Source organism: Streptomyces zhaozhouensis (genome assembly GCF_900230195.1).
Classification (GTDB): domain Bacteria; phylum Actinomycetota; class Actinomycetes; order Streptomycetales; family Streptomycetaceae; genus Streptomyces; species Streptomyces zhaozhouensis.
This window is the reverse complement of the sequence record NZ_OCNE01000018.1, coordinates 36953-59842: the sequence shown is the minus strand read 5'-3', so window position 1 is coordinate 59842 and position 22890 is coordinate 36953. Positions and strand designations below refer to the sequence as shown.

The window sequence follows — 22890 nt, the reverse complement described above, 5'->3', positions numbered from 1 at the left end:
GCGTCAGGAGACGGCCGCCGACCGAACGGGATCAGGCGCCGACGCGGAAGCGGGCGAAGCCCTGGATCGAGGTGCCGGCCTCGGTGAGGACCTTCTGCACGGACTTCTTGTTGTCCTTGGCGAAGGGCTGGTCAACCAGGACCTTCTCCTTGAAGAAGCCGTTGACCCGGCCCTCGACGATCTTCGGCAGCGCGCCCTCGGGCTTGCCCTCCTCGCGGGCGGTGGCCTCGGCGATGCGACGCTCGTTCTCCACGTCCTCGGCCGGGACCTCGTCGCGGTCCAGGTAGGTGGGCGAGAAGGCGGCGATGTGCTGCGCCACGTCCTTGGCGACGTCGGCCTTGGCGTCGGCGAGCTGCACCAGGACGCCCACCTGCGGCGGCAGGTCGGGGCTGGTGCGGTGCAGGTAGCTGCCCACGTAGCCGCCGGTGAGGCGGGCGAAGCGGTCCAGCACGATCTTCTCGCCGAGGTTGGCGTTGGCCTCGTCGACGAACACCTGGACGGTCTTGCCCGGCTCGATCTCGGAGGCGAGCAGGGTGTCCAGGTCGGCCGGCGCGGTGGCGAAGACGTGGTCGGCCACCTGCTGGGCCACGGCCTGGAACTTGTCGCCCTTGGCCACGAAGTCGGTCTCGCACTTCAGCTCGACCAGCACGCCGGTGGCGTTGTCGTCGGCGATGACGGCCACGACGGCGCCGTTCTCGGCGGTGCGGCTCTCGCGCTTGGCCACGCCCTTCTGGCCCTTGACGCGCAGGATCTCCACGGCCTTGGTGACGTCGCCCTCGGCCTCGTCCAGCGCCTTCTTGCAGTCCATCATGCCGGCGCCGGACAGCTCACGGAGCTTCTTGACGTCGGCGGCGGTGAAGTTCGCCATGGTTACGTGATTCTCTTCCCGGGTCTCGTCGTTGGGGTCGCTGGGCTCGCTCGGAGCGTGGGCCGCACCGACCGGAGACGGCGGTGCGGGGGCCTTTTCCGGCCTTCCCGCACCGCCCGTGCTCTCTCAGCTGTCTGCCGACGGGCCCGCCTGGCGGGCCCGGTCGTCGATCGTCAGGCGCTCTCGCCGGCCGGCTGCGCCTCGGCGGCGGCGGGCTCGGCCGCCGGCTCCGGGGTGGCGGCGGGCTCGGCCGGCTTCTCCTCGGCCGGCTTCTCCTCGGCCTTGGCCTCGGCGGCCTTCTCCTCGGCACCGGTCAGCAGCTCGCGCTCCCACTCGGGCAGCGGCTCGCCGGCCGGCTTCTCGCCGTCCTTCGCCTGGGAGGCGCCGGAGCGGGCGATCAGACCCTCGGCGACGCCGTCGGCGATCACCCGGGTCAGCAGGGTGACCGAGCGGATCGCGTCGTCGTTGCCCGGGATCTTGTAGTCGACCTCGTCGGGGTCGCAGTTGGTGTCGAGGATCGCGACCACCGGGATGTTCAGCTTGCGGGCCTCGCCGACGGCGATGTGCTCCTTCTTGGTGTCCACGATCCAGACGGCGCTGGGCACCTTCTGCATCTCGCGGATACCGCCGAGGGTCTTCTCCAGCTTGGCCTTCTCGCGGGAGAGGACCAGCAGCTCCTTCTTGGTGAGGCCGGAGGCCGCCACGTCGTCGAAGTCGATCTGCTCCAGCTCCTTGAGGCGCTGGAGCCTCTTGTGCACGGTGGAGAAGTTGGTCAACATGCCGCCCAGCCAACGCTGGTTGACATAGGGCATCCCCACGCGGGTCGCCTGCTCGGCGATCGCCTGCTGGGCCTGCTTCTTGGTGCCGACGAACATGACGGTCCCGCCGTGCGCGACGGTCTCCTTGACGAACTCGTAGGCGCGGTCGATGTACGACAGCGACTGGAGCAGGTCGATGATGTAGATGCCGTTGCGCTCGGTGAAGATGAAACGCTTCATCTTCGGGTTCCAGCGGCGGGTCTGGTGCCCGAAGTGGACGCCGCTCTCCAGCAGCTCCCGCATCGTGACGACGGCCATGGCCGTTCTCCTTGTGCATACTCGGTTGTCAGCGCCGGCCGGAAGGCCGGTGCTCCTGACGCCCCTGTCGCGCGGAGCCGGGAGGGCCTGAAGGTCACGACCGCCCACGGACCGAGACGCGCGGCCGCCGACACGCACCGGATGGCCGGTGCGCCCCGGACGGCGGGGCGTGCGAGGTCGACCCGGGTGCCGGGTCGCCACCAGAAGTGTACGGGAACCGGACGGGCCCGGGCGACAGCCACCTAAGCCCCCAACCCGGCCCGCACGCCCCGCGCGTCCCGCGGACCACGCGGTCTCGCACTCGCCCGGCGACGGCGGCCCGGACGGATCCGAGGAGGCCGTCCCACACCCCTCGGATATTACCCACGGTGACGAGCGGCGAACAGCTTCTCCACTCGAACGAGTGGCGAGGTTATCCACAGCCGGCAGGTTATCCACCAAGATCCACTCCGTCTCGCCCTCTCCGTCACAGTGAGTCACGGAGGTGATGCGGTCGTGAACGAGCGAGGTGCGCTGGGCCGCTTCGGCGAGGAGGTCGCCGTGCGGAGGCTGCGACGGTCGGGGATGACCGTCCTGGAGAGGAACTGGCGCTGTCGCGCCGGGGAGATCGACATCGTGGCGGAGGACAGGGCCGGGGCCGCGCTGGTCGTCTGCGAGGTGAAGACCCGCAGGGCCGGCGGGTTCCAGCTTCCGCTGGCGGGGCTGTCGCCCGCGCAGGCGGCGCGGCTGCGGCTGTTGGCCGAGCGGTGGCTGGGAGAGCGGTGGCTGGCGGTCCATCCGGAGCCGCCGCCGGGCGGGGTGCGGATCGATCTGGTCGGGGTGCTGCTGCCCCGGCGGGGCTCCGCCCGCGTCGAGCATGTGCGGGGGGTGGCGTGATGACGTTCGCGCGTACCTGCGCCGTGGCCCTGGTCGGGGTCGAGGGCGTGCCCGTGGAGGTACAGGCCGGGCTTGAGCCGGGGGTGGCGGCGTTCTCGCTGGTCGGGCTCGCGGACAAGTCGCTCACCGAGAGCCGCGACCGGGTGCGGGCCGCGGTGGTCAACTCGGGGGCGGCCTGGCCGCAGAAGAAGCTGACGGTGGGGCTGAGCCCCGCCTCGGTGCCGAAGTTCGGCAGCGGCTTCGATCTCGCCGTGGCCTGCGCGGTGCTGGCCGCGGCCGAGCGGATCGACCCGCGTGTGATCGCGGACGTGATGATGATCGGCGAGCTGTCGCTGGACGGGCGGGTGCGGCCGGTGCGCGGAGTGCTGCCCGCGGTGCTGACGGCCGCCGAGGCCGGGTACCGCCAGGTGGTGGTACCCGAGGGCGCGGTCGCCGAGGCGGCGCTCGTACCGGACGTGGCGGTGCTCGGGGTGCGCAGCCTGCGGCAGTTGATCGCGCTCCTCGCCGACGAGCCGGTGCCGGAGGAGCCGGCGGAGCCGGAGCCGGCGCTCACGGGTCCCGGCTTCGACGGCTGGGGAGTCCTGACGGCGGGGAGCGTGGGCGCGCCGGCGGTGGCGGAGTCGCCGCCGGACCTCGGGGACGTCTCGGGGCAGTCGCTGGCCCGCAGGGCGTTGGAGGTCGCCGCCGCGGGGCGGCACCATCTGCTGCTGAAGGGGGCGCCGGGCGCGGGGAAGACGATGCTCGCCGAGCGGCTTCCCGGGCTGCTGCCGCCACTGAGCAGGAAGGAGTCGTTGGAGGTCAGCGCGGTGCACTCGGTGAGCGGCGCGCTGTCGGCCAGCCGCCCGCTGATCGACCGCCCGCCGTACTGCGCCCCGCACCACTCGGCCTCCATGGCCGCCCTGGTCGGGGGCGGCAGCGGGACGCCGAGACCGGGCGCCATCTCCCTCGCCCACCACGGGGTGCTCTTCGTCGACGAGGCCGCCGAGATGAGCGGGCAGGCGCTGGACGCGCTGCGGCAGCCGCTGGAGTCGGGGTGCGTGGTGGTGGCCAGGGCGGCCGGTGTGGTGCGGATGCCGGCGCGGGTGCTGCTGGTCATGGCGACGAACCCGTGCCCGTGCGGCCGGTTCGGCTCCCCGCTGGGGGACTGCGACTGCCTTCCGGGGACGGTGCGGCGCTACCAGGCCCGGCTGTCCGGGCCGTTGCTGGACCGGGTCGACCTGCGGGTGTCCGTGGAGCCGGTCAGCCGCGCCGAGTTGGTCGCCCCGGGCGGCGGCGAGTCGACGGCCCGGGTCGCGGGCCGGGTGCTGGCCGCGAGGCATCGGGCGGCGGAGCGGCTGGCCGGCACGCCCTGGGGGACCAACAGCGAGGTGCCGGGGCACGCGCTGCGGTCCCGTTGGGCCCCGACGCCGGGCGCGCTGGCGCGGGCGGAGCAGGACATGGACCGGGGCCTGCTCACGGCACGTGGCCTGGACCGGGTGCTGCGGGTCGCCTGGACGATCGCCGACCTCGTCGGGCACGACCGCCCCACGGCGGAGGACGTGGACGCGGCGCTGGAGCTGCGCACCGGGGTGCGGCGCGGTGCCGGTGTCGCCGGGAGCCCCGCGTGACCGCCCCGGGCGAGCGGCTGGCGCGGGCGGCGCTGGCCGGGGTCGTCGAGCCGGGGGACGAGCGGCTGGGGAGGTTGATCGCCGCGTGGGGTCCCGAGCCCGTGTGGGAAGCCCTGCGGAAGGGCCGGCCGGCTCCCGAGGGGGTGAGCGCCCAGCGCTGGTCGGGGCTCGGACTGCGCGCCGAGCAGGCCGATCCCGCGCGCGACCTGGAGCGGATCGGGGAGTTGGGCGGCCGGTTCCTGTGCCCGGGGGATCGGGAGTGGCCCGGTCAGCTGGCCGATCTGGGGGCGGCGGCGCCGATCGGGCTGTGGGTGCGCGGCCCCTGCTCGCTGCGGTTCGTCGGGCTGCGCGCGGTGGCCATGGTGGGCGCCAGGGCCTGCACGGACTACGGGGCCCATGTGGCCGCCGAGTTGTCGACCGGCCTGGCGGAGCGGGGATGGACGGTGGTGTCGGGAGCCGCCTTCGGGATCGACGGGGCCGCGCACCGGGGGGCGCTGGCGGTCTCGGGGGTGACGGTCGCGGTGTTGGCGTGCGGGGTGGATGTCAGCTATCCGCTGGCGCACTCGGAGTTGCTGGACCGGATCGCCGGTGCGGGGCTGGTCATCGCCGAGTTGGCGCCGGGCGACCATCCGACGCGCGGGCGCTTCATCCAGCGGAACCGGGTGATCGCCGCGCTGTCCAGGGGCACCGTCGTGGTGGAGGCGGCGCGGCGCAGCGGCGCCTTGGCGACGGCCCGGCACGCGGCCGGGCTCGGCCGCCATCTGATGGCCGTCCCGGGGCCGGTGACATCGGGGCTCTCCGCTGGTGCCCACCGGCTGATCCGTTCGGAGGCGACGCTGGTGAGCAGCGCGGCGGAGATCATCGAGCTGGTCGGCGAGATCGGGGAGCTGGCCGATCCCGGTCCGGAGCCGCTGGTGCCGCGCGATCTGCTGGCGCCGCGTGCGGCACGGGTGTTGGAGGCCCTTCCGGCCGAAGGCTCCCTGGGGTTGACGGAGATCGCGCGGGGCGCGTGCGCCGGGGAGGAGGAGGCGCGCGCCCGGTTGGTCGAGCTGTGCGCGCTCGGCTTCGTCGAACGGGTGGGCGAGCACTGGCGGTTGCCACCGGGGTCAACCCGACACGCGCGGGTGGTGCTTGCGGGGAAGGCTCATGGCGGCGTGTAAGCCCAGCGTGCGGCCAGCGGAACGTATCTGCGCATCCGTCCCCGCCCGGCGCGTGCGCGATGCGACCTCTCAGTCACGCTACGCTCACAGGGTTCTGTCGACAGAACCCCACCGGACCCCCCGCAGAACGGCTCATGACGACGTATGCCCCAGCACTCCCCCGGGCCCTGGCAGGTGGCCCAGGCTGCACCGGACGCGGCGGAGGGCGCCATGACCCCCTCGGCGCCCGCCGCGCCCTCCGCGCTCGACGAGCTGTGGCGTGCCTACAAGTCCTCCGGTGACGAACGGCTGCGCGAGCAGTTGATCCTCCACTACTCGCCGCTGGTGAAGTACGTGGCGGGGCGGGTCAGCGTCGGGCTCCCGCCCAACGTCGAGCAGGCGGACTTCGTCTCCTCCGGGGTGTTCGGGCTGATCGACGCGATCGAGAAGTTCGATCCGACGCGCTCGATCAAGTTCGAGACCTATGCGATCACCCGCATCCGGGGCGCGATGATCGACGAGCTGCGCGCGTTGGACTGGATCCCCCGCTCGGTCCGGCAGAAGGCCCGCGCCATCGAGCGCGCCTACGCGACGCTGGAGGCCTCGCTGCGGCGCACGCCCACGGAGCCCGAGGTGGCCAAGGAGATGGACGTCACCCTGGAGGAACTGCACGGGGTGTTCAGCCAGTTGTCCCTGGCCAACGTGGTGGCGCTGGAGGAGCTGCTGCACGCGGGCGAAGGCGGGGGCGACCGGCTGAGCCTGATGGACACCCTGGAGGACACCGCGGCCGACAACCCGGTCGAGGTGGCGGAGGACCGTGAGCTGCGCCGGCTGCTGGCCCGCGCGGTCAACACGCTCCCCGACCGGGAGAAGACGGTGGTGACCCTCTACTACTACGAGGGCCTGACACTGGCGGAGATCGGCGCGGTGCTGGGCGTCACGGAGAGCAGGGTGAGCCAGATCCACACCAAGTCCGTGTTGCAGCTGCGAGCCAAGCTCGCCGACGTGCGGGGCTGACCAGGCCGGGACGCCCTCCGCGCGGGCGGCCACGCCCTAGAGTGGAGGGGTGCCCAGGATCGAAGCGGCCACGGTGGCCGAGCATCGCGCGATGCGGCGGGCCGCCCTGCTCGACGCGGCCCGTGTCCTGCTGGTCGAGGGCGGCGCGAAGGCGCTGACGTTCGCCGCGCTGGCCGGGCGGACGGGCCTGGCCCGCTCCTCCGTCTACGAGTACTTCCCCTCACGCGCGGCCCTGGTCGCCGAGCTGTGCGCCAACGACTTCCCGCTCTGGGCCGCCGAGGTGTCGGCCGCCATGGACGCCGCCGACACCCCACGGGCGAAGCTCGGCGCCTATGTGCGCGCGCAGTTGGCGCTGGCGACCGACCGGAGGCACCAGGCGGTGGTGGCGATCTCCGCCAGCGAGTTGGACGACACGACCAGGGCCGGGATCAGGGCCGCCCACGGGGAGCTGGCCGAGCTGGTCGTCTCCGTGCTGCGGGAGTGGGGCCACCGGGAGCCGGCCACGGTCGCCGGGCTGCTGCGCGGCGTGGTGGACGCGGCCGTGGCCGCCGCCACCTCCGGCCCCGGGGCGCCCCCGCCGGAGCGGGTCGCCGAGCTGGCCGTCGCCTTCGTCCTCGACGGGGTCGCCGGCGTGGGTCCCGTCGCCCCCGGAGCCCTCGACGCGCAGTCCGCCCGTGGGCTCGGGGACGCCGGACACCGGGAGGAGCCGGGCGGGGCCCCGGCGTAGCAGCCGCTCCGGCAGCAGCGAGAGCGGGTCCAGATAGGCCGCGCCCCTCAGCAGCCCCCAGTGCAGGCACGGCTCGGCGCAGTGCCATGGCCCGTCCGCCAGCACTCCCAGCGGGTCACCCGCCCGCACCCGGTCCCCCTCCCCCACCAGCGGCTCGACCGGCTCGTGGGTCAGCCGCAGCGGTGGCTGACCGGTACCGGACAGCTCCACGGTGACCGCCCCGCGCCCGGCGACCCGGCCGGCGAATGTCACGCGCCCCTCCGCCGCCGCGCGGACCGTGGCGCCGGGGGCGGTGGCCAGATCGACACCGCGATGTCCCGGCGCCCAGGGCGCGGGGGGAGGCTCGAAGCCGCGCGTCACCGTCGGCCTCGCGCCCCCGACCACGCCGGGCACCGGCCAGCGTGCCGCCCCCGAGCCTGAGGCCCCCGGCTCGGCCGATCGGGCCGCTTCGCCCTCGGGGCCTCCCTCGAACGGCGCCCCGGGGAACGACGCCCCCTCGAACAACGTCCCAGGAACCGACGTCTCAGGAACCGACGCCGGGGCGAACGACGGCGACGGTCGCGGAGACGAGTACGAGGGCGAGGCCGGCAGCAGGGCCGGGCAGAGGAGAGCCAGCGTCAGCAGGGCCACGAGGGCACCCTTCGACACAACGGCCGTGAGGGATCTCATGGCCGGAAGCCTGGCAGCTTTCGCGCACCGAAGGGGACGAGAACGCAAATCTGTGGATAACCCGGGCACTGGCCGGAAACTGCTCACCCACCAGGGTGAAACGGAAGCGTCAGCCCCCGCGCCCGCCCCTGAAGCCGGAGTCTTCGGGGAGGTCCAGTTCGCTGCGATTCAGCTCCTCGATGTTCACATCCTTGAATGTGAGCACCCGCACGCGCTTGACGAAGCGCGCCGGCCGATACATGTCCCACACCCAGGCGTCGGCCATGCTGACCTCGAAGAACACCTCGCCCTGCACCGAGTGGACCTGCATCTCGTAGTCATTGGTGAGATAGAACCGGCGCTCGGTTTCGATCACGTAAGTGAACAGCCCGACCACGTCGCGGTACTCCCGGTAGAGCTTCAGCTCCATCTCGGTCTCGTACTTTTCGAGGTCCTCGGCACTCATGGCGTGATCCCCTTCAGCCGTGCGTTCCCTCATTGTGCGTCACCGAGGACGAGCGCACGCCATCGCGGCGGCGGCCTCGCGAGGTCAGCCGGACCACGGGTCCGTACAGGCCGCCGGCGATGATCAGCACGGCACCGCCGCCGGTCGCCCAGACCAGCAGCCAGAACGGCCCGGTCCCCGAGATGCCGCCCGGCTGATCGGCGAATCCTTTCGCCTCCGACAGCGAACCGATCCGGTCCAGCGGCCACACCGTGGCCGTCACCCGCCCGGAGACGGCATCCCTCGGCACCGTCCCCGGCTCGCCCTCCGCCAGCAGGCTCCGGGAGTCCAGCGAGTCCGAACGGTCATCCCCCATGAGGAAGAGCTCGCCCTCGGGCACCTCGGTATCAAAACCGGTCGGCGAGGCGACTCGTTCGCTCTCGTCGAGATAGGGCTCCTCGATCGGCTCGCCGTTCACCAGCAGCCGGCCGGCGTCGTCACAGCAGGCCACGGTGTCGCCTCCGACGCCGACGACGCGCTTGACCATCGGGAGGTCGCCCCAGTCGGAGCTCCGGAAGACGACCACGTCGCCCCGCCGCACCTCGTGGCCCTCGATGCGCTCGGCGAGCACCCGATCACCCGAGGAGACGGAGGGAGCCATCGAGTTGGTCGGCACCGTGTACGGCTGGTACAGGAAGGCGGCCAGCACGAAGCCACCAAGGAACAGCACGCACCCCAGGCCCACGGCCACGCTGGACAACGTGCGGCCGACCCGCCCGCCACGGCGCGACGTCCCGCTCATCGATGCCCCCTCCTGATTGCTCTCAGAGGGTGACCCTACCCATCGGGGCGGTTCCGATCAGCCCGCGGGGCCCCGCATATCGATCCGCCCGGCCGCCGAGGCGGCCAGTCGGCGGCGCCAGAGCACCAGCGGAACGGCACCCACCAGCGCGACCGCGCCCGGGGCTCCCACCGCAGCCGGCCCGGCCAGCGCGTCGAAGGAACCCGGCACCGGCAGCGTCCCCCAACGGGTCACCGGCCAGGCGATGACGACGGCGCGCCCCACCACGTCGTCCTCGGAGACCGTGCCCTGACCGGCCAGGTTCTGGTGGTAGCGGGAGTCCAGCGAGTCCTGCCGGTGATCGCCCATGACCCACAGCCGCCCCTCGGGCACCTCGATCGGCCCGAACGGACGATCGTCGCACGCGCTGTTCCCCGGGTAGAGGTAGTCGCTCTCGTCGACGGCCTCGCCGTTCACCAGGACCGGGCCGCCCTTGTGGCACTCCACGGTGTCGCCGCCGACCGCGATGACGCGCTTGATCAGGTCCTTGTCCTCGGAGGACGGCATCAGCCCGATCGTGCTCAACGCGTCCTGCACGGCCGCACCGAACCCGCCGCTGGACGGGGAGTCGCCGAGCCAGCCGCCCGGGTCCTCGAAGACGACGACCTCCCCGCGCTCCGGCGTGGAGCCGAACCACGGGGTGAGCTTGTCCACCAGCACCCGGTCGCCCCGCTGGAGGGTGTTCTGCATCGAGTCCGACGGGATCGAGAAGGCCTGCACCAGGAACGTCTTGATGAACAGGGCCAGCACCACGGCGATCCCGATCAGGATCGGCAGCTCCTTCCAGAAGGAACGGTGCTTACGCCCGCCCTCCTCCGCCTTCTTCTGCTCCGGCTTCTCCTCCGGCGCCCCGGCAGCCTCCCGCGCGCCGTCTTCGCCGGCGCCGGCGGCCGATCCCGAGTCGGGGGTGCCATCGCCGGGCACGTCGCCAGTCGGACTCACCGGACGGTCCTCCGGCTCCTCCGCGTTGGATCGCGCACCCACCGCCACATCCCCCACATCCACTCCTCACGCTCCGCGTTGACCGGTCCGAGGGCCGCAACAGGCCCACCACACCCATAACGAGCGGGAGTTCCGCAGGGATCGGCAGTGGTGGGTTTTCCTTCGCCTCGGTGGGCCCCCGGGCGTTGACCGTGCCCGTGCCGGGGTCGGGGACCCCGGCGAACGCCTCGGCGTCGCCCAGCCGCTGCCAGTGTCCGAAGGGCCAGGCGATCACCATGGCCCGGCCCACGACCAGGCTCTCGGGTACCGTACCCTGCCCCTCGTCGTCCAGGTGATAGCGGGAGTCGGCCGAGTTCGACCGGTGGTCGCCCATCACGAAGAGGCGCTCCTCCGGGACGGTCACCTCGAACTCGATCTGCGAGGGAGGGTTCCCCGGGTAGAGATAGGGCTCGTCCAACGCCGCGCCGTTGACCGTGATCCGGCCGGAGTCGTCGCAGCAGACCACGGTGTCACCACCGACGGCGATCACCCGCTTGATCAGATCCTGATCGTCCTGCGACGGCAGCAGACCGATCCAGGTCAGAAAGTCCCGCCCCTGCTCGATCCCGACCGGCAGTTCGCTCTCCGTGGTCTCGGCCCCCTCGGAGGCGAGCCAACCGCCCGGGTCCCTGAAGACCACGACATCCCCCCGGTCGGGCTTCCAGCCGAACCACGGGGTGAGCTTGTCCACCAGCACCCGGTCGTCGATCTTGATCGTCTCCTCCATCGAACCGGAGGGGATCACGAACGCCTGCACCAGAAACGTCTTCAGCACCAGCGCTATCAGCAGCGCGGTGCCGATGAGTATCGGTATCTCACGGGTGGCGCGCAGCCGCCTGCGGCGCTTGATGCGCTTGGCCGCGCGGCGGCGGGCCGCCCGCCCCTCGCCGGGGCCGCGCAGCGTCGCGGCGGGCTCGTCCCCCGGCTCCTCGCGGGGCGCGCCCCGCGAGGCCGCGTGCCGTCCCCACCGCTCCTGGTCCGCCTCGTCCGACGACGCCCCCGCGCCGGGCGCGCCCTGGGCCGCCCCGGAGTCGGGTCGCTCGTGCCCCCGCCCCGCGGCGCGCTCCGGGCGATCACCCCGGCGCCCGCGCGGACGGCCTCGCTCACCCATGGTCCGACCGGAGCGACGTCCAGCGCCCCACGGGCCAACCGACCCAGTCCGCGCGGCCGATGACCTTGTCCTCAGGGACAGTGCCACCCCCCGGGGAGCCCAGATACTCCCTGGAGTCCGCCGAGTCAGAACGGTGGTCGCCCATTACCCACAACCGTCCCTCGGGCACTCGAATATCAAACCTGACATTCGAAGGTTTGTCCCCCGGATGCAGATATGGCTCCTCCAGGGGCTCGCCGTTGACCTCGATCCGCCCCTCGTCGTCGCAACAGCGCACCCGGTCCCCACCGATCCCGATCACCCGCTTCACGAAGTCCGTGTCGGACGAGCTGGCCAGCCCCACGGCGCCCGCCGCGGTGCGCAACAGCCGCTCCAACGGCCCCGGATCGGGCTCCTGGGCGACGAAGGAACCCGCGCCGTCGAAGACCACGATGTCCCCCCGTTCCACCTCGCCGCCGAAGCTGTAGGCCAGCTTGTTGACCAGTACCCGGTCCCCCACCCGCAGCGTGCCCTCCATGGACCCGCTGGGGATCACGAAGGGCTGCACCACGAACCGGCTGACCAGGGAGGTCACCACCACGGTAGCCAACGCCACCGACAGCCAGAAACGGGCCGAGCGCGGCCAGCGCCTGCGGGACTTCGGTGAGTCTGAGGGCTGGTCGCGCTCGGGTGGTTCGGAGGAGGCCCCCGCGTCGGAGTCGGTCACGCGGAGATGCTAACCGCCCGCGAGGGGAGGTCAGTTCTCCCGCTTCTCCTTGATCTTGGCGGCCTTGCCGCGCAGGTTGCGCAGGTAGTAGAGCTTGGCGCGGCGGACGTCACCGCGGGTCACGACCTCGATCTTCTCCGCCACGGGGGTGTGGACCGGGAAGGTGCGCTCGACGCCGACGCCGAAGCTGATCTTGCGGACCGTGAAGGTCTCCCGCACGCCGGAGCCCTGGCGACGGATGACCACGCCCTTGAACTGCTGCACACGGGAGCGGTTGCCCTCGATGACGCGGACGTGGACGTTGACGGTGTCACCCGGGCGGAAGTCGGGGACGTCCTCGCGCAGGGAGGCGCTGTCGATGCTGTCCAGGAGGTTCATGGCCTGCTGCTTTCCTCGCCCGATGCCACAGGTCATCGGCGGAACGTCGAGAAGTGGGTGTGGTGCGGCGCGACGCCCGGCGGCGTCGGTCCCCCTGTGGCGGGGTCGCACGCCCGGCGTGAGCCAGCGGCCTATTCTTCCACGGCCTCGGGCGCCCGCCAAAATCGGCCGTCCGCGTCCTCCCGCCAGCCCAGTTCGGCCAGGGTCGCGCGGTCGTGCCTGTCGAAGCCCTCGGGGCCGCGCCCGGTGATCAGATCGGGACGGTGGGCGCTGGTGCGCCGCAGCGCCTCGTCCCTGCGCCAACGGGCGACGCGCCCGTGGTGGCCGCTGCTCAGCACCTCGGGCACGGTCCTGCCGCGCCACTCGGGCGGCTTGGTGTAGACCGGCCCCTCCAGCAGCTCGGCCATCGCCCCTGGCGCGAACGAGTCGTCCCGGTGCGAGTCCGCGTTGCCCAGCACCCCGGGGAGCAGCCGCGCGATGGCCTCGACCATCACCAGCACCGGCGCCTCGCCCCCGGCCAGCACGTAGTCGCCGACAGACAGCTCCCGCACGTCCAGCCGCGCGCCGTACTCCTCGATCACCCGTCGGTCGATCCCCTCGTACCGCGCCGGGGTGAAGACCAGCCAGGGTTCACGGGCCAGCTCGACGGCCAGCTCCTGGGTGAACGGCCGCCCGCTCGGCGTCGGCACGACCATCACGGGACGCCCCTCGCCCGAGGCCAGCACGGCGTCCAGCGCCTCGCCCCAGGGCTCGGGCTTCATGACCATGCCCGGCCCGCCGCCGTAGGGAGTGTCGTCGACCGTGTGGTGCCGGTCGTGGGTGTGGGCGCGCAGGTCGTGGACGCGGACGTCGAGCTGGCCCCGGGCGCGCGCCTTGCCGACGAGGGAGACGTTCAACGGCTCCAGGTACTCGGGGAAGATGGTGACGACGTCCAGCCTCACGCGCCGGCCCCCGGCTCCGCCGCCGAACCCTGCCCGTCCAGCTCCAGCAGTCCGGGCGGCGGGTCGACGACCACCCGGCCGCGCTCCAGGTCGACCTCGGGCACGATCGCCTCCACGAAGGGGACGAACACCTCGCCGCCCTCGGGCCCGGCCACCACCAGCAGGTCCTGCCCCGGCAGATGGGACACCTCGCGCACGGTGCCGACCTCCGCCCCACCGCGCGCGGTGACCACGGTCAGCCCGACCAGCTGGTGGTCGTAGAACTCCTCGGGGTCGTCCGGGAGTTGGTCGGGGTCCACCTCGGCGACCAGCAGGGTGTTCCGGAGCGCCTCGGCCGCGTCGCGGGAGCCGACGCCGGCGAACCGCAGCAGCAGGCGGCCGCCGTGCACCCGGCCGCTCTCGACGGTCAGCGGGCCGACGCCGGCCGGCTCGGTGGTCAGGACCTCGCCGGGGGCCAGCCGCAGTTCGGGCTCGTCGGTGCGCACCTCGACGGTGACCTCGCCCTTGATCCCGTGGGCGCGGCCCACGCGCGCGACGACCAGTTGCACTGTGCTCTTCGTTCCTCACGTGGTGGCGGGTCGGGGACCCGCGGATGGCGGGGCGGCACGCGTGAGGGCCGGGTGCGGCGAACCGCACCCGGCCCTCACGGTGATGCCATGTGACGCTCTCAGCGGACCTCGTCCGCGTCGACCAGGTCGACACGGATGCCCTTGCCCCCGAGCGCGCCCACGACCGTGCGCAGCGAACGCGCGGTGCGGCCGTTGCGGCCGATCACCTTGCCGAGGTCCTCGGGATGCACCCGGACCTCCAGCACACGGCCCCGGCGCAGAGTGCGCGAGGCGACCTGGACCTCGTCGGGATTGTCGACGATGCCCTTCACCAGGTGCTCCAGGGCCTCCTCAAGCATCTCAGCCCTCGGAGGACTCGGCCGGTGCCTCGGCCTTCTTCTCGGCCTTCTTCGCCTTGGGGGTGATGGCCTCGCCCTTCGGCTCGCCACCCGACTCCTTGGCGGCGGCCTCGAAGGCGGCGCGGCGGTCGGGGCGGACGGCGGGCTCCTTCAGGGGCGGCGGGGCCGGCAGACCACGGAACTTCTGCCAGTCGCCGGTCGCCTTGAGGATGCCGAGCACGGCCTCCGTCGGCTGGGCACCGACGCTCAGCCAGTGCTGCACGCGGTCCGAGTCGACCTCGATGCGCGACGGGTTCTGCACCGGGTGGTACAGGCCGATCTCCTCGATGGCCCGACCGTCCCGGCGGGTACGTGCGTCGGCGACGATGATGCGGTAGTGAGGCGAACGGATCTTGCCCAGACGCTTCAGCTTGATCTTGACTGCCACGGGTGTGGTGTCTCCTGCGTGATTGACGTGGTGAGCCCGTCCGCGCCGCGTGGGGATGCGGCCGGCCGAGGCCCGGTGGACTGCGGCAGCCGAGGGAGAGAGGGTTCCTGGCGACTGTCGAGTTCAGCGGACCATTCTGCCACAGCCGCTCAGGAGGAGGCCGCCACGGTCACCGCTTCCACGATCTGGAAGGGCGTCTTGCAGGCGCCGCACATGATCGGGGCCTGGGCCAGCACCGAGGGCACCACCCGGACGTTCCGACCGCAGTCGCAGACGGCCTTGACGCGGACCCCACCGCCGGAGGAACCGTGGCGGGCGGCCGGGCCGCGGAAGCTGCGCTTGGTGTCGCTGGCCGTCGCGGCCAGGTGCGCCTTGAGGGCGCGCTGGAGCCGCTCGGCGGTGAGCCGGTAGCGGCGCTTGGTCTCCGGGCTGACGGTGACCAGCGAGAAACCGCTGCTGGGGTGCGGCTCCTCGGGGTGGTCGAGCCCGAGCTCCTCGGCGATCGCGAGGAACCTGCGGTTGTGGTAGCGCCCCGCGCGAGAGGTGTCCCTGACCCCCCGGGCGGCGGCGATGCCGTGCACCGCCTCGTGCAGCAGTCGTTCGAAGGAGAGCTCGGCGCCGCAGGCCGACGAGGACTCTCCGATCAGGGATTCGGGCGCGGCCAGGTCCGGCAGCTCCGGGTGGTGCCTCTGGATGTCGGCCCACGCGTGTGCCAGCTCGGCGGCGAGAACTGGTGGTGTCGTGCTCACGTCGTGGATAACGAGCGATGCCCCCGCTGTGTTCCGATTCCGGGGCAAGTCCGCGAATTTGCACTTACCCGTCAGTTCGTAGCGCACACACGAGGGCCCGGGGGCGGCGGGCACCGCCCCCGGGCCGGGGCTCAGTAGGAGCGGCCCACCACGGCCAGCGTGCCGGGGGCGTCGTCCGAGGTCGGCACGGAGCCGTCCTCGGCGACCAGGCAGCGCACGGTGACGGCGTCCTCGGCAAGGCGCTTCTCGCCCTCCGCGCCGACCTCCGACCACGGCAGCCGCGCCCAGCCGCCGGACTTCGCCGCCTCGGCGGCCTCGTCCAGGGTCCGCACGTCGAAGGTGCGGCTCTCCCTGCGCTCCCGCGACTGCCGCAGCAGCAGCTCCTGGTCCTCCTCCAGCGCGGTCGGGACCACGGTGGGCAGCGCGTCGATCGCGACCGGCTCCTTGCCGCCGGGAACGCGCCGCGCCAGCATCGCGGTGCCCGCCTCCAGGTCGCGCGGCCCGACCTCGACGCGGATCGGCACGCCCTTCAGCTCCCAGTCGACCGCGCGACGGCCGAACGGGATGTCGGTGCGGTCGTCCACCTCGACGCGGACGCCGGCGGCGGCCAGCTGGGCGCCGATCTCGCGGACCCGGGTGACCACCGCGTCGTCGCCCTTGATCGCCAGCACGACGGCCTGGACGGCGGCGAGCCGGGGCGGCACGCGCAGACCGTTGTCGTCGCCGTGGGACATGATCAGACCGCCGACCATGCGGGTCGAGGCGCCCCAGGAGGTCTGCCAGACCAGGTCGCGTTCGCCGTCCTTCCCGAGGAAGCGGGTGTCGAAGGCGCGGGCGAAGTTCTGGCCCAGCTCGTGGCTGGTGCCCATCTGGAGCGCCTTGCCGTCGGCCATCATGGCCTCCAGCGTCAGGGTGTTGATCGCGCCGGCGAAGCGCTCGGAGGGCGTCTTGCGGCCCAGCACCACGTCGATGCCGAGCACGTTGACCATCACGTCGGCGTAGACGTCGGTGTGGATCAGCGAGGCGAAGTCGCGGGCGTCCTCGTAGCTGGCGTGGGCGGTGTGCCCCTCCTGCCAGAGGAACTCGCTGGTGCGCAGGAAGACCCGCGGCCGCATCTCCCAACGGACCACGTTGGCCCACTGGTTGATCAGCAGCGGCAGGTCGCGGTAGCTCTGCACCCACTTCGCGAAGTACTCGTTGATGATGGTCTCGGACGTGGGGCGGACGACCGCCGGCTCCTCCAGCTGCTTGCCGCCGCCGTGGGTGACCACGGCCAGCTCGGGGGCGAAGCCGTCGACGTGCTCGGCCTCCTTGGCCAGGTACGACTGCGGGATCAGCAGCGGGAAGTAGGCGTTGCGCGCGCCGGTCGCCTTGATCCGGGTGTCCAGCTCCGCCTGCATCCGCTCCCAGAGACCGTAGCCGTACGGTCGGATGACCATGGTGCCGCGGACCGGCCCGTTGTCGGCCAGCTCGGCCTTGCTGATCACGTCCTGGTACCAGCGGGGGAAGTCCTCCGCCTGGGGGGTGAGTACGGGAGCCTTTGCCATGGCGCCGATGGTACGGGGGAACGGGCCGGGAGCGTGAATCGGTTCTCCCGGCCCGCTCCCCCGGTGGGTCACTTCGGCGGGAGGATGTCCCGGAACTCCTTGGGCAGTTCGAAGTCGCCCGGGTCCTGGCCCGCGCCCGGGATGCCGAAGGCGTCGCCCTCCTGGGAACGGCCGCCGGACTCCGCCTCGGCCTGACGCTTCATCGGGTTGCCGGAACGGCGCCTGCCCTTGGCCTTCTTCTGCTGCTTGCCCTTGCGCTTGCCGGCGCCGGGGCCGCCCATCCCGGGCATTCCCGGCATCCCGGGGACGCCGCCGCCCTGGGCCATCTTGGACATCATCTTGCGGGCCTCGAAGAACCGCTCCACCAGGTTCTTCACGGCGCTGACGTCGACACCGGAACCCTTGGCGATGCGGGCCCTGCGCGAGCCGTTGATGATCTTCGGGTCGTCGCGCTCGGCCGGGGTCATCGACTTGATGATGGCGGCGGTGCGGTCGACCTCGCGCTCGTCCAGGTTGTTGATCTGGTCGCGCATCTGGCCCATGCCCGGCATCATCCCGAGCAGCTTGGAGATGGAGCCCATCTTGCGGACCTGCTCCATCTGGGACAGGAAGTCGTCGAGCGTGAACTCCTTCGGCCCCTTGGCCAGCTTGCTGGCGAGCTTCTCCGCCTCCTGCTGGCTGAAGGTGCGCTCCGCCTGCTCGATCAGGCTGAGCACGTCGCCCATGCCGAGGATGCGCGAAGCCATCCGGTCGGGGTGGAAGGCGTCGAACTCGTCGAGCTTCTCGCCGTTGGAGGCGAACATGATCTGACGCCCGGTGACCTGCGCGATCGACAGCGCGGCACCACCCCGGGCGTCACCGTCGAGCTTGGAGAGGACCACGCCGTCGAAGCCGACGCCGTCCCGGAACGCCTCGGCGGTGGAGACGGCGTCCTGGCCGATCATGGCGTCGACGACGAAGAGGATCTCGTCCGGGCTGACGGCGTCCCTGATGTCGGCGGCCTGCCGCATCAGCTCCTCGTCGATGCCCAGCCGGCCGGCGGTGTCGACGACCACCACGTCGTGCTGCTTGTCCCTGGCGAACGCCACGGAGTCCTGGGCGACCTTCACCGGGTCGCCGACGCCGTTGCCCGGCTCGGGGGCGAAGACCGCCACCCCGGCGCGCTCGGCGACGACGCTCAACTGGTTGACGGCGTTGGGGCGTTGCAGGTCGCAGGCGACCAGCAGCGGGGTGTGGCCCTGCTGCTTGAGCCAGCGGCCGAGCTTGCCGGCGAGGGTCGTCTTGCCGGCGCCCTGGAGGCCGGCGAGCATGATCACCGTCGGCGGGTTCTTGGCGAAGCGCAGCCGGCGGGTCTCACCGCCCAGGATGCCGACGAGCTCCTCGTTGACGATCTTGACGACCTGCTGGGCCGGGTTGAGCGCCTTGGAGACCTCGGCGCCCAGCGCGCGCTCCTTCACCTGCTTGATGAAGGCGCGCACCACGGGGAGGGCGACGTCCGCCTCGAGCAGGGCGATGCGGATCTCGCGTGCCGTGGCGTCGATGTCCGCCTCGCTCAGACGGCCCTTGCCCCTGAGGTTCTTGAACGTGGCCGCGAGGCGGTCGGAGAGTGTGTCGAACACGGCGCTGGCGAATCCTTACACGTCGGCGGGTCTGGTCGGCGGTGCCCTCCAGCGTATCCGCCCGGCGGGGGAAGGTGTCAGCCCGTGTGCGTACCGCTCTCGCCGGCGAGGGCCCGTTCCAGGTCACGGGCCAGCTCGGCGGCCCGTTCCGGGAGCAGCGGGGCGCCGTCCGCGGTGGTCACGTAGAAGGCGTCGACGGCGTTGGCGCCCAGGGTGCTGACGTGCGCGCTGCGCACCCGGACCCCGGCGGTCTCCAGGGCGCGGCCGATGCGGTGCAGCAGGCCGGGGGCGTCCTGGGCGCGGACCTCGATGACCGTGGCCAGCCGGGAGCCGGCGGGCGCCACCGTCACGCGGGGCGGGGGCGCGGGGCGGGGGCGGCGCGGGCGGCGTTGGGCCGCCTCGCGCTCGGCGAGCCGGCGGCCGACGGCGAGCGAGCCGTCCAGGGCGCGCACCAGGTCGGCGCGGAGCCGTTCGGCCGCGGGCGGGGAGCCGTACTCCGCGGTCACCCGCCACTCGAAGAGCAGCACCCGCCCGGCGCCCACGGGATCGTGGGAGCGCACCCTGGCGGTGCGCACGGCGAGCCGGTGCAGGGCGAGCACGCCGGCGACGGCGGGCAGCAGCCCGGGGCGTTCGGGGAGGGCGATGTCCAGCTGGACGCCGACCGGGGCGTGCGGCTCCGGGCCCTCGGCGTCCTCGGCGCGCAGCGCGAGGGCGGGGCCGTGGGTGCGGAACGCCTCGACGGCCAGCCGTTCCGCGGCGATCGAGGGGCCGGGCTCGGCGGGCGGCGGTGGTCCCTCGCCGAGGCGGGCGGCGACGCGCGCGACCAGCCCGGCGACCAGCGAGGCGCGCCAACGCGACCAGGCCGCGGGGCCGGTGGCCAGCGCGTCGGCCTCGGTGAGCGCGTGCAGCAGCTCCAGGGTGAGCGGGTCGCGCACCGCCTCGACGACGGGCGTGAGCGTCGCCGGGTCGTCGAGGTCGCGGCGGGTGGCGGTCTCGACCAGCAGCAGGTGGTGGCGGACCAGCGTGGCGAGGGTCTCGGTGTCGGCCGTGTCGAAGCCGATCCTGGTCGCCATGTCCCTGGCGATGGTCTCGCCGGCCACGCTGTGGTCGCCGGGCCAGCCCTTGCCCATGTCGTGCAGGAGCGCCGCCACCAGCAGCAGGTCGGGGCGGCGCACCCGGCGGGTGAGCGCGGAGGCCCGCACGGCCGTCTCGACGAGGTGCCGGTCGACGGTCCAGCGGTGCACGGGGTTGCGCTGGGGACGGCAGCGGACGCGTTCCCAGTCGGGCAGCAGCCTGGTGACCAGCCCGCCGGACTCCAGCGCCTCCCACACCGGGACGGTGTCGGGCCCGGCGCCGAGCAGCGTGACCAGCTGTTCGCGCGCCTCCGCCGGCCAGGGCACGGGCAGCGCCGCCGGTCGGGCGGCCAGCGCGGCGACCGCGGGCGGCGCCAGCGGCAGGCCGGCCTCGGCGGCCGCAGCGGCGGCGCGCAGCGGCAGCACCGGGTCGCGGTCGGGCCTGGCGGTGCGGGCCAGGCCGACCTCGCCGTCCTGCTCCACCACGCCGTCGGCCAGCGGAACGCGGCGCTCGACGGGCGCCGCGCGCCGGCCGAAGCGCCGGCGCGCGGTGCGGGCGCGCAGCACCCGGCCGACCTCGCGCCAGGTGACGTCGGAGGCGTAGGAGATCGTGCGGCCCGCCTCGTAGACGCGGCGCAGCAGGCTCTCGGCGTCCAGGGCGCCGAGCGCGGCCGCCACCTGGTCCTGGTCCTGGAGGGCGAGCCGTTCGGTGGCGCGGCCGGTGGTCAGGTGCAGTGCGTCGCGCACGTCGAGCAGCGTGGCGCGGGCCGCCTCAAGCCCCTGGCGCGGGGCGTCGGCGAGCCAGGAGGCGGCCACTGCGCGCAGCGCGGTGGCGTCCCGCAGCCCGCCGGCGGCCTCCTTGAGGTCGGGTTCCAGCAGGTGGGGCAGTTCGCCGTGGCGTGCGGCCCGTTCCCGGCCCAGCTCCCGGAGCGCGGGGAGGCGCGCGTGGGCGCCGGAGCGCCACTGGCCGAGGAGTTCGGTGCGCAGCTCGGCGGTGAGCGCGGCGTCGCCGGCGAGGTGGCGGGCGTCGAGCAGCCCCAGCTGCGCCCGGAGGTCGTCGGCGGCCGTGGCGCGGGCCTGGGCGACGGTGCGCACGGAGTGGTCCAGGGCCAGGCCCAGGTCCCACACCGGGTACCAGAGGCCGTCGGCGACGGCCGCGATCTCCCGGGGCCTCGCCTTCCCGTCGTGCAGCAGGAGCAGGTCGAGGTCGCTGCGCGGGGAGAGCTCGCCCCGCCCGTAGCCGCCGACGGCGACCAGGGCGACCCGGCCGGCGCGGGGTTGGGCGCGCAGCAGCCCGGCGAGCCAGTCGTCGGTGAGGCGGGCGAGCTCGGAACGACGGGCGGGCCCGGACCGCGCCTCCTGCTGGAGGAGGCGCAGCCGGGCCGAGGCATAGCCGCCGTCGGGCCCCTCGTGTGCGCCCGTGGTGGGGGTGGGGGCCGTCATGCGGTGCCTGCTTCCGTGGGGTGCGTGGGCTGGGGGCCGTTCAGAGGGCGTCCGGGCCGCGTTCCCCGGTGCGGACCCGGACGGCGGTGTCGACCGGGAGGGTCCACACCTTCCCGTCGCCGATCTTGCCGGTCCTGGCGGCCTTGACGACGACCTCGACGAGCTGGTCGGCGTCGTCGTCCTCGACCAGGATCTCGACGCGCAGCTTGGGCACCAGGTCGACGGTGTACTCCGCGCCCCGGTAGACCTCGGTGTGGCCGCGCTGGCGGCCGTAGCCGCTGGCCTCGGTGACGGTCAGGCCCTGGACTCCGAACGCCTGGAGGGCCTCCTTGACCTCGTCGAGCCGGTGCGGCTTGATCACCGCGACGATGAGCTTCATGCGTCCACCTTCTTCTGACCGGCCGCCCTGTCGGCGGGCGCGGTGACCGTGCTGCCGGCGACCGTTCCGGAGCCGGCCTGGCTGAAGTCGTAGCCGGTCTCCGCGTGGTACGCCAGGTCGAGGCCGGCGGTCTCGTCCTCCTCGGAGGCGCGGAACCCGACGGTGCGCTGGAGGAGCTGGGCGATCAGGTAGGTGACGGCGAAGGAGTAGGCCATCACCGCGACGGCGCCCAGCGCCTGCTTGCCGAACTGTTCGAGCCCGGCGCCCTCGGTGGCCAGGAAGCCGACCAGCAGGGTGCCGACCACGCCGCCCACCAGGTGGACGCCGACGACGTCGAGGGAGTCGTCGAAGCCCAGCTTGAACTTCCAGCTCACGGCCCAGGCGCAGAGCGCGCCGGCCACCAGGCCGATGAGGATGGCGCCCATCGGGTTGACGTTGGCGCCGGACGGGGTGATCGCGACCAGGCCGGCGATGGCGCCGGAGGCGGCGCCGAGCGTGGTGAACGCGCCGTGCCGCAGCCGCTCGTAGACCAGCCAGCCGACGACGGCGGCGCCGGTGGCGACCTGGGTGTTGAGCGCCATCATGGCGGCGGGCGAGCCGGAGCCGGTGGTCAGCGCGGAGCCGGCGTTGAAGCCGAACCAGCCGAACCACAGCAGGGCGGCGCCGAGCAGCACCATCGGCAGGTTGTGCGGACGCATCGGGTCGCGCTTGAAGCCGACCCGCTTGCCCACGACGAGAACGGCGGCCAGCGCGCCGGCGCCGGCGTTGATGTGCACCGCGGTTCCGCCGGCGAAGTCGATCACGCCCTGGTTGAACAGCCACCCCTCGTCGGCGGCCCAGACCCAGTGGGCGACCGGGAAGTAGACCACGGTGACCCAGAGCGCGACGAACAGCGCCCAGGTGCCGAACTTCACCCGGTCCGCCAGGGCGCCGCTCATCAGCGCGGGGGTGAGCACGGCGAACATCAGCTGGAACGCGACGAACGCGACGAGCTCGCCCTGGTCGACGGAGATGTCCCGCAACCCGATGAAGTCCAGGTTCCCGATGACCGGACTGGTGCCGCCGAAGGCGAGGCTGTAGCCGTAGAGGACCCACAGCAGGCTGACGATGCCGAGCGAGATGAACGACATCATCAGCATGTTCAGCGCGCTCTTGACCCGGACCATGCCGCCGTAGAAGAAGGCGAGGCCAGGGGTCATGAGCATCACCATCGCGGCGCATATCACCACATAGGCGACGTTTGTTGCGGACAACGCTTCTTCAGGACTCACGGTGGGCTTCTCCTCACGCGTACGACCGGTGCGGGGGGTCGGTTCGGGATACGCCACAGAGTTCCCAGGAGGGGTTTCCTTCGATGCCGCGCCGTGTTTCACGGGCGTGACGAT

The 22890-nt window shown here is 72.9% G+C and carries 22 protein-coding genes and 2 pseudogenes; 5 read left to right on the top strand and 19 right to left on the bottom strand.

Annotated elements, in window-relative coordinates:
* Positions 1-31 precede the first annotated feature (31 nt).
* Both tsf and rpsB read right to left on the bottom strand, forming a co-directional pair.
* Positions 32-868: a translation elongation factor Ts gene (tsf, locus tag CRP51_RS22045; protein ID WP_097233042.1), complete on the bottom strand. Its 837-nt coding sequence runs from the start codon at positions 866-868 to the stop codon at positions 32-34.
* Positions 869-1041: 173 nt separating this feature from the next.
* Entirely contained in the window at positions 1042-1944 is a 903-nt protein-coding gene (gene rpsB, locus CRP51_RS22040) for a 30S ribosomal protein S2 (RefSeq protein ID WP_097233041.1), read from the bottom strand.
* Between the two features lie 495 nt (positions 1945-2439).
* Here rpsB and CRP51_RS22035 point away from each other — a divergent pair, with 495 nt between their 5' ends.
* The 5 genes from CRP51_RS22035 (at position 2440) to CRP51_RS22015 (ending at position 7310) form a co-directional block, all read left to right on the top strand.
* A complete protein-coding gene (locus CRP51_RS22035; RefSeq protein ID WP_097233040.1) occupies positions 2440-2820 on the top strand; it encodes a YraN family protein in 381 nt (126 codons plus the stop codon).
* Complete coding sequence (locus CRP51_RS22030) at positions 2820-4427, top strand: YifB family Mg chelatase-like AAA ATPase (protein ID WP_097233039.1); 1608 nt, start codon at positions 2820-2822, stop codon at positions 4425-4427. The genes CRP51_RS22035 and CRP51_RS22030 overlap by 1 nt, the downstream gene beginning before the upstream one ends.
* A complete protein-coding gene (dprA, locus tag CRP51_RS22025) occupies positions 4424-5587 on the top strand; it encodes a DNA-processing protein DprA (RefSeq protein WP_097233038.1) in 1164 nt (387 codons plus the stop codon). The genes CRP51_RS22030 and dprA overlap by 4 nt, the downstream gene beginning before the upstream one ends.
* A gap of 144 nt (positions 5588-5731) precedes the next feature.
* Positions 5732-6583 (top strand): RNA polymerase sigma factor WhiG, encoded by an 852-nt coding sequence (gene whiG / locus CRP51_RS22020; RefSeq protein WP_097233037.1) that lies wholly within the window; start codon positions 5732-5734, stop codon positions 6581-6583.
* A 73-nt stretch (positions 6584-6656) separates the two neighbouring features.
* Positions 6657-7310, top strand: a complete 654-nt coding sequence (locus tag CRP51_RS22015) for a TetR/AcrR family transcriptional regulator (protein WP_097233101.1) — start codon at positions 6657-6659, stop codon at positions 7308-7310.
* On the opposite strand, the pseudogene CRP51_RS22010 reads toward CRP51_RS22015, so the two are convergent.
* The 17 genes and pseudogenes from CRP51_RS22010 to CRP51_RS21930 all read right to left on the bottom strand — a co-directional run.
* A pseudogene (locus CRP51_RS22010) lies at positions 7260-7979 on the bottom strand (murein hydrolase activator EnvC family protein); the annotation flags it as partial. The gene CRP51_RS22015 and the pseudogene CRP51_RS22010 overlap by 51 nt on opposite strands.
* Before the next feature lie 109 nt (positions 7980-8088).
* Positions 8089-8424, bottom strand: coding sequence for a DUF2469 domain-containing protein (locus CRP51_RS22005; RefSeq protein WP_097233036.1), 336 nt, complete (start codon positions 8422-8424; stop codon positions 8089-8091).
* A 13-nt stretch (positions 8425-8437) separates the two neighbouring features.
* Positions 8438-9205, bottom strand: coding sequence for a signal peptidase I (lepB, locus tag CRP51_RS22000; protein WP_097233035.1), 768 nt, complete (start codon positions 9203-9205; stop codon positions 8438-8440).
* Positions 9206-9262: 57 nt separating this feature from the next.
* Positions 9263-10234, bottom strand: coding sequence for a signal peptidase I (gene lepB / locus CRP51_RS21995; protein ID WP_097233034.1), 972 nt, complete (start codon positions 10232-10234; stop codon positions 9263-9265).
* Between the two features lie 268 nt (positions 10235-10502).
* Positions 10503-11336, bottom strand: a pseudogene (lepB, locus tag CRP51_RS30105) (signal peptidase I); the annotation flags it as partial.
* The gene (gene lepB / locus CRP51_RS21985; RefSeq protein WP_097233033.1) at positions 11329-12042 is read right to left on the bottom strand and encodes a signal peptidase I; all 714 of its coding nucleotides are present in this window, start codon (positions 12040-12042) and stop codon (positions 11329-11331) included. The pseudogene lepB (CRP51_RS30105) and the gene lepB (CRP51_RS21985), both read right to left, overlap by 8 nt.
* Positions 12043-12072: 30 nt before the next feature.
* Complete coding sequence (gene rplS / locus CRP51_RS21980) at positions 12073-12420, bottom strand: 50S ribosomal protein L19 (RefSeq protein WP_097233032.1); 348 nt, start codon at positions 12418-12420, stop codon at positions 12073-12075.
* A gap of 131 nt (positions 12421-12551) precedes the next feature.
* The gene (gene trmD, locus CRP51_RS21975; RefSeq protein ID WP_097233031.1) at positions 12552-13361 is read right to left on the bottom strand and encodes a tRNA (guanosine(37)-N1)-methyltransferase TrmD; all 810 of its coding nucleotides are present in this window, start codon (positions 13359-13361) and stop codon (positions 12552-12554) included.
* Positions 13358-13909, bottom strand: coding sequence for a ribosome maturation factor RimM (gene rimM, locus CRP51_RS21970; RefSeq protein ID WP_097233030.1), 552 nt, complete (start codon positions 13907-13909; stop codon positions 13358-13360). Before rimM ends, trmD begins: the two co-directional genes overlap by 4 nt.
* A gap of 119 nt (positions 13910-14028) precedes the next feature.
* Positions 14029-14268 (bottom strand): RNA-binding protein, encoded by a 240-nt coding sequence (locus CRP51_RS21965; RefSeq protein WP_097233029.1) that lies wholly within the window; start codon positions 14266-14268, stop codon positions 14029-14031.
* Position 14269: 1 nt separating this feature from the next.
* Positions 14270-14695 carry a 30S ribosomal protein S16 gene (gene rpsP, locus CRP51_RS21960; RefSeq protein ID WP_097233028.1) on the bottom strand — a complete coding sequence of 142 codons (426 nt, stop codon included), beginning with the start codon at positions 14693-14695 and terminating at the stop codon, positions 14270-14272.
* Positions 14696-14844: 149 nt separating this feature from the next.
* Positions 14845-15492, bottom strand: a complete 648-nt coding sequence (locus CRP51_RS21955) for a hypothetical protein (RefSeq protein ID WP_170970638.1) — start codon at positions 15490-15492, stop codon at positions 14845-14847.
* Positions 15493-15575: 83 nt separating this feature from the next.
* Positions 15576-16991 (bottom strand): proline--tRNA ligase, encoded by a 1416-nt coding sequence (gene proS, locus CRP51_RS21950; RefSeq protein WP_097233026.1) that lies wholly within the window; start codon positions 16989-16991, stop codon positions 15576-15578.
* 68 nt (positions 16992-17059) lie between these two features.
* The gene (ffh, locus tag CRP51_RS21945; protein WP_097233025.1) at positions 17060-18610 is read right to left on the bottom strand and encodes a signal recognition particle protein; all 1551 of its coding nucleotides are present in this window, start codon (positions 18608-18610) and stop codon (positions 17060-17062) included.
* 77 nt (positions 18611-18687) lie between these two features.
* Positions 18688-21126, bottom strand: a complete 2439-nt coding sequence (locus tag CRP51_RS21940; RefSeq protein ID WP_097233024.1) for a [protein-PII] uridylyltransferase — start codon at positions 21124-21126, stop codon at positions 18688-18690.
* A gap of 40 nt (positions 21127-21166) precedes the next feature.
* Positions 21167-21505 (bottom strand): P-II family nitrogen regulator, encoded by a 339-nt coding sequence (locus tag CRP51_RS21935; protein WP_097233023.1) that lies wholly within the window; start codon positions 21503-21505, stop codon positions 21167-21169.
* Positions 21502-22758, bottom strand: coding sequence for an ammonium transporter (locus CRP51_RS21930; protein WP_097233022.1), 1257 nt, complete (start codon positions 22756-22758; stop codon positions 21502-21504). Before CRP51_RS21930 ends, CRP51_RS21935 begins: the two co-directional genes overlap by 4 nt.
* Positions 22759-22890: the final 132 nt, after the last annotated feature.

What these genes read in the sequence shown, in the direction of transcription:
- tsf (WP_097233042.1), bottom strand. Translation starts at nt 868, where the DNA reads ATGGCGAACTTCACCGCCGCCGACGTCAAGAAGCTCCGTGAGCTGTCC.
- rpsB (WP_097233041.1), bottom strand. Translation starts at nt 1,944, where the DNA reads ATGGCCGTCGTCACGATGCGGGAGCTGCTGGAGAGCGGCGTCCACTTC.
- CRP51_RS22030 (WP_097233039.1), top strand. Translation starts at nt 2,820, where the DNA reads ATGACGTTCGCGCGTACCTGCGCCGTGGCCCTGGTCGGGGTCGAGGGC.
- whiG (WP_097233037.1), top strand. Translation starts at nt 5,732, where the DNA reads ATGCCCCAGCACTCCCCCGGGCCCTGGCAGGTGGCCCAGGCTGCACCG.
- CRP51_RS22005 (WP_097233036.1), bottom strand. Translation starts at nt 8,424, where the DNA reads ATGAGTGCCGAGGACCTCGAAAAGTACGAGACCGAGATGGAGCTGAAG.
- lepB (WP_097233035.1), bottom strand. Translation starts at nt 9,205, where the DNA reads ATGAGCGGGACGTCGCGCCGTGGCGGGCGGGTCGGCCGCACGTTGTCC.
- rplS (WP_097233032.1), bottom strand. Translation starts at nt 12,420, where the DNA reads ATGAACCTCCTGGACAGCATCGACAGCGCCTCCCTGCGCGAGGACGTC.
- CRP51_RS21965 (WP_097233029.1), bottom strand. Translation starts at nt 14,268, where the DNA reads ATGCTTGAGGAGGCCCTGGAGCACCTGGTGAAGGGCATCGTCGACAAT.
- proS (WP_097233026.1), bottom strand. Translation starts at nt 16,991, where the DNA reads ATGGCAAAGGCTCCCGTACTCACCCCCCAGGCGGAGGACTTCCCCCGC.
- CRP51_RS21940 (WP_097233024.1), bottom strand. Translation starts at nt 21,126, where the DNA reads ATGACGGCCCCCACCCCCACCACGGGCGCACACGAGGGGCCCGACGGC.
- CRP51_RS21935 (WP_097233023.1), bottom strand. Translation starts at nt 21,505, where the DNA reads ATGAAGCTCATCGTCGCGGTGATCAAGCCGCACCGGCTCGACGAGGTC.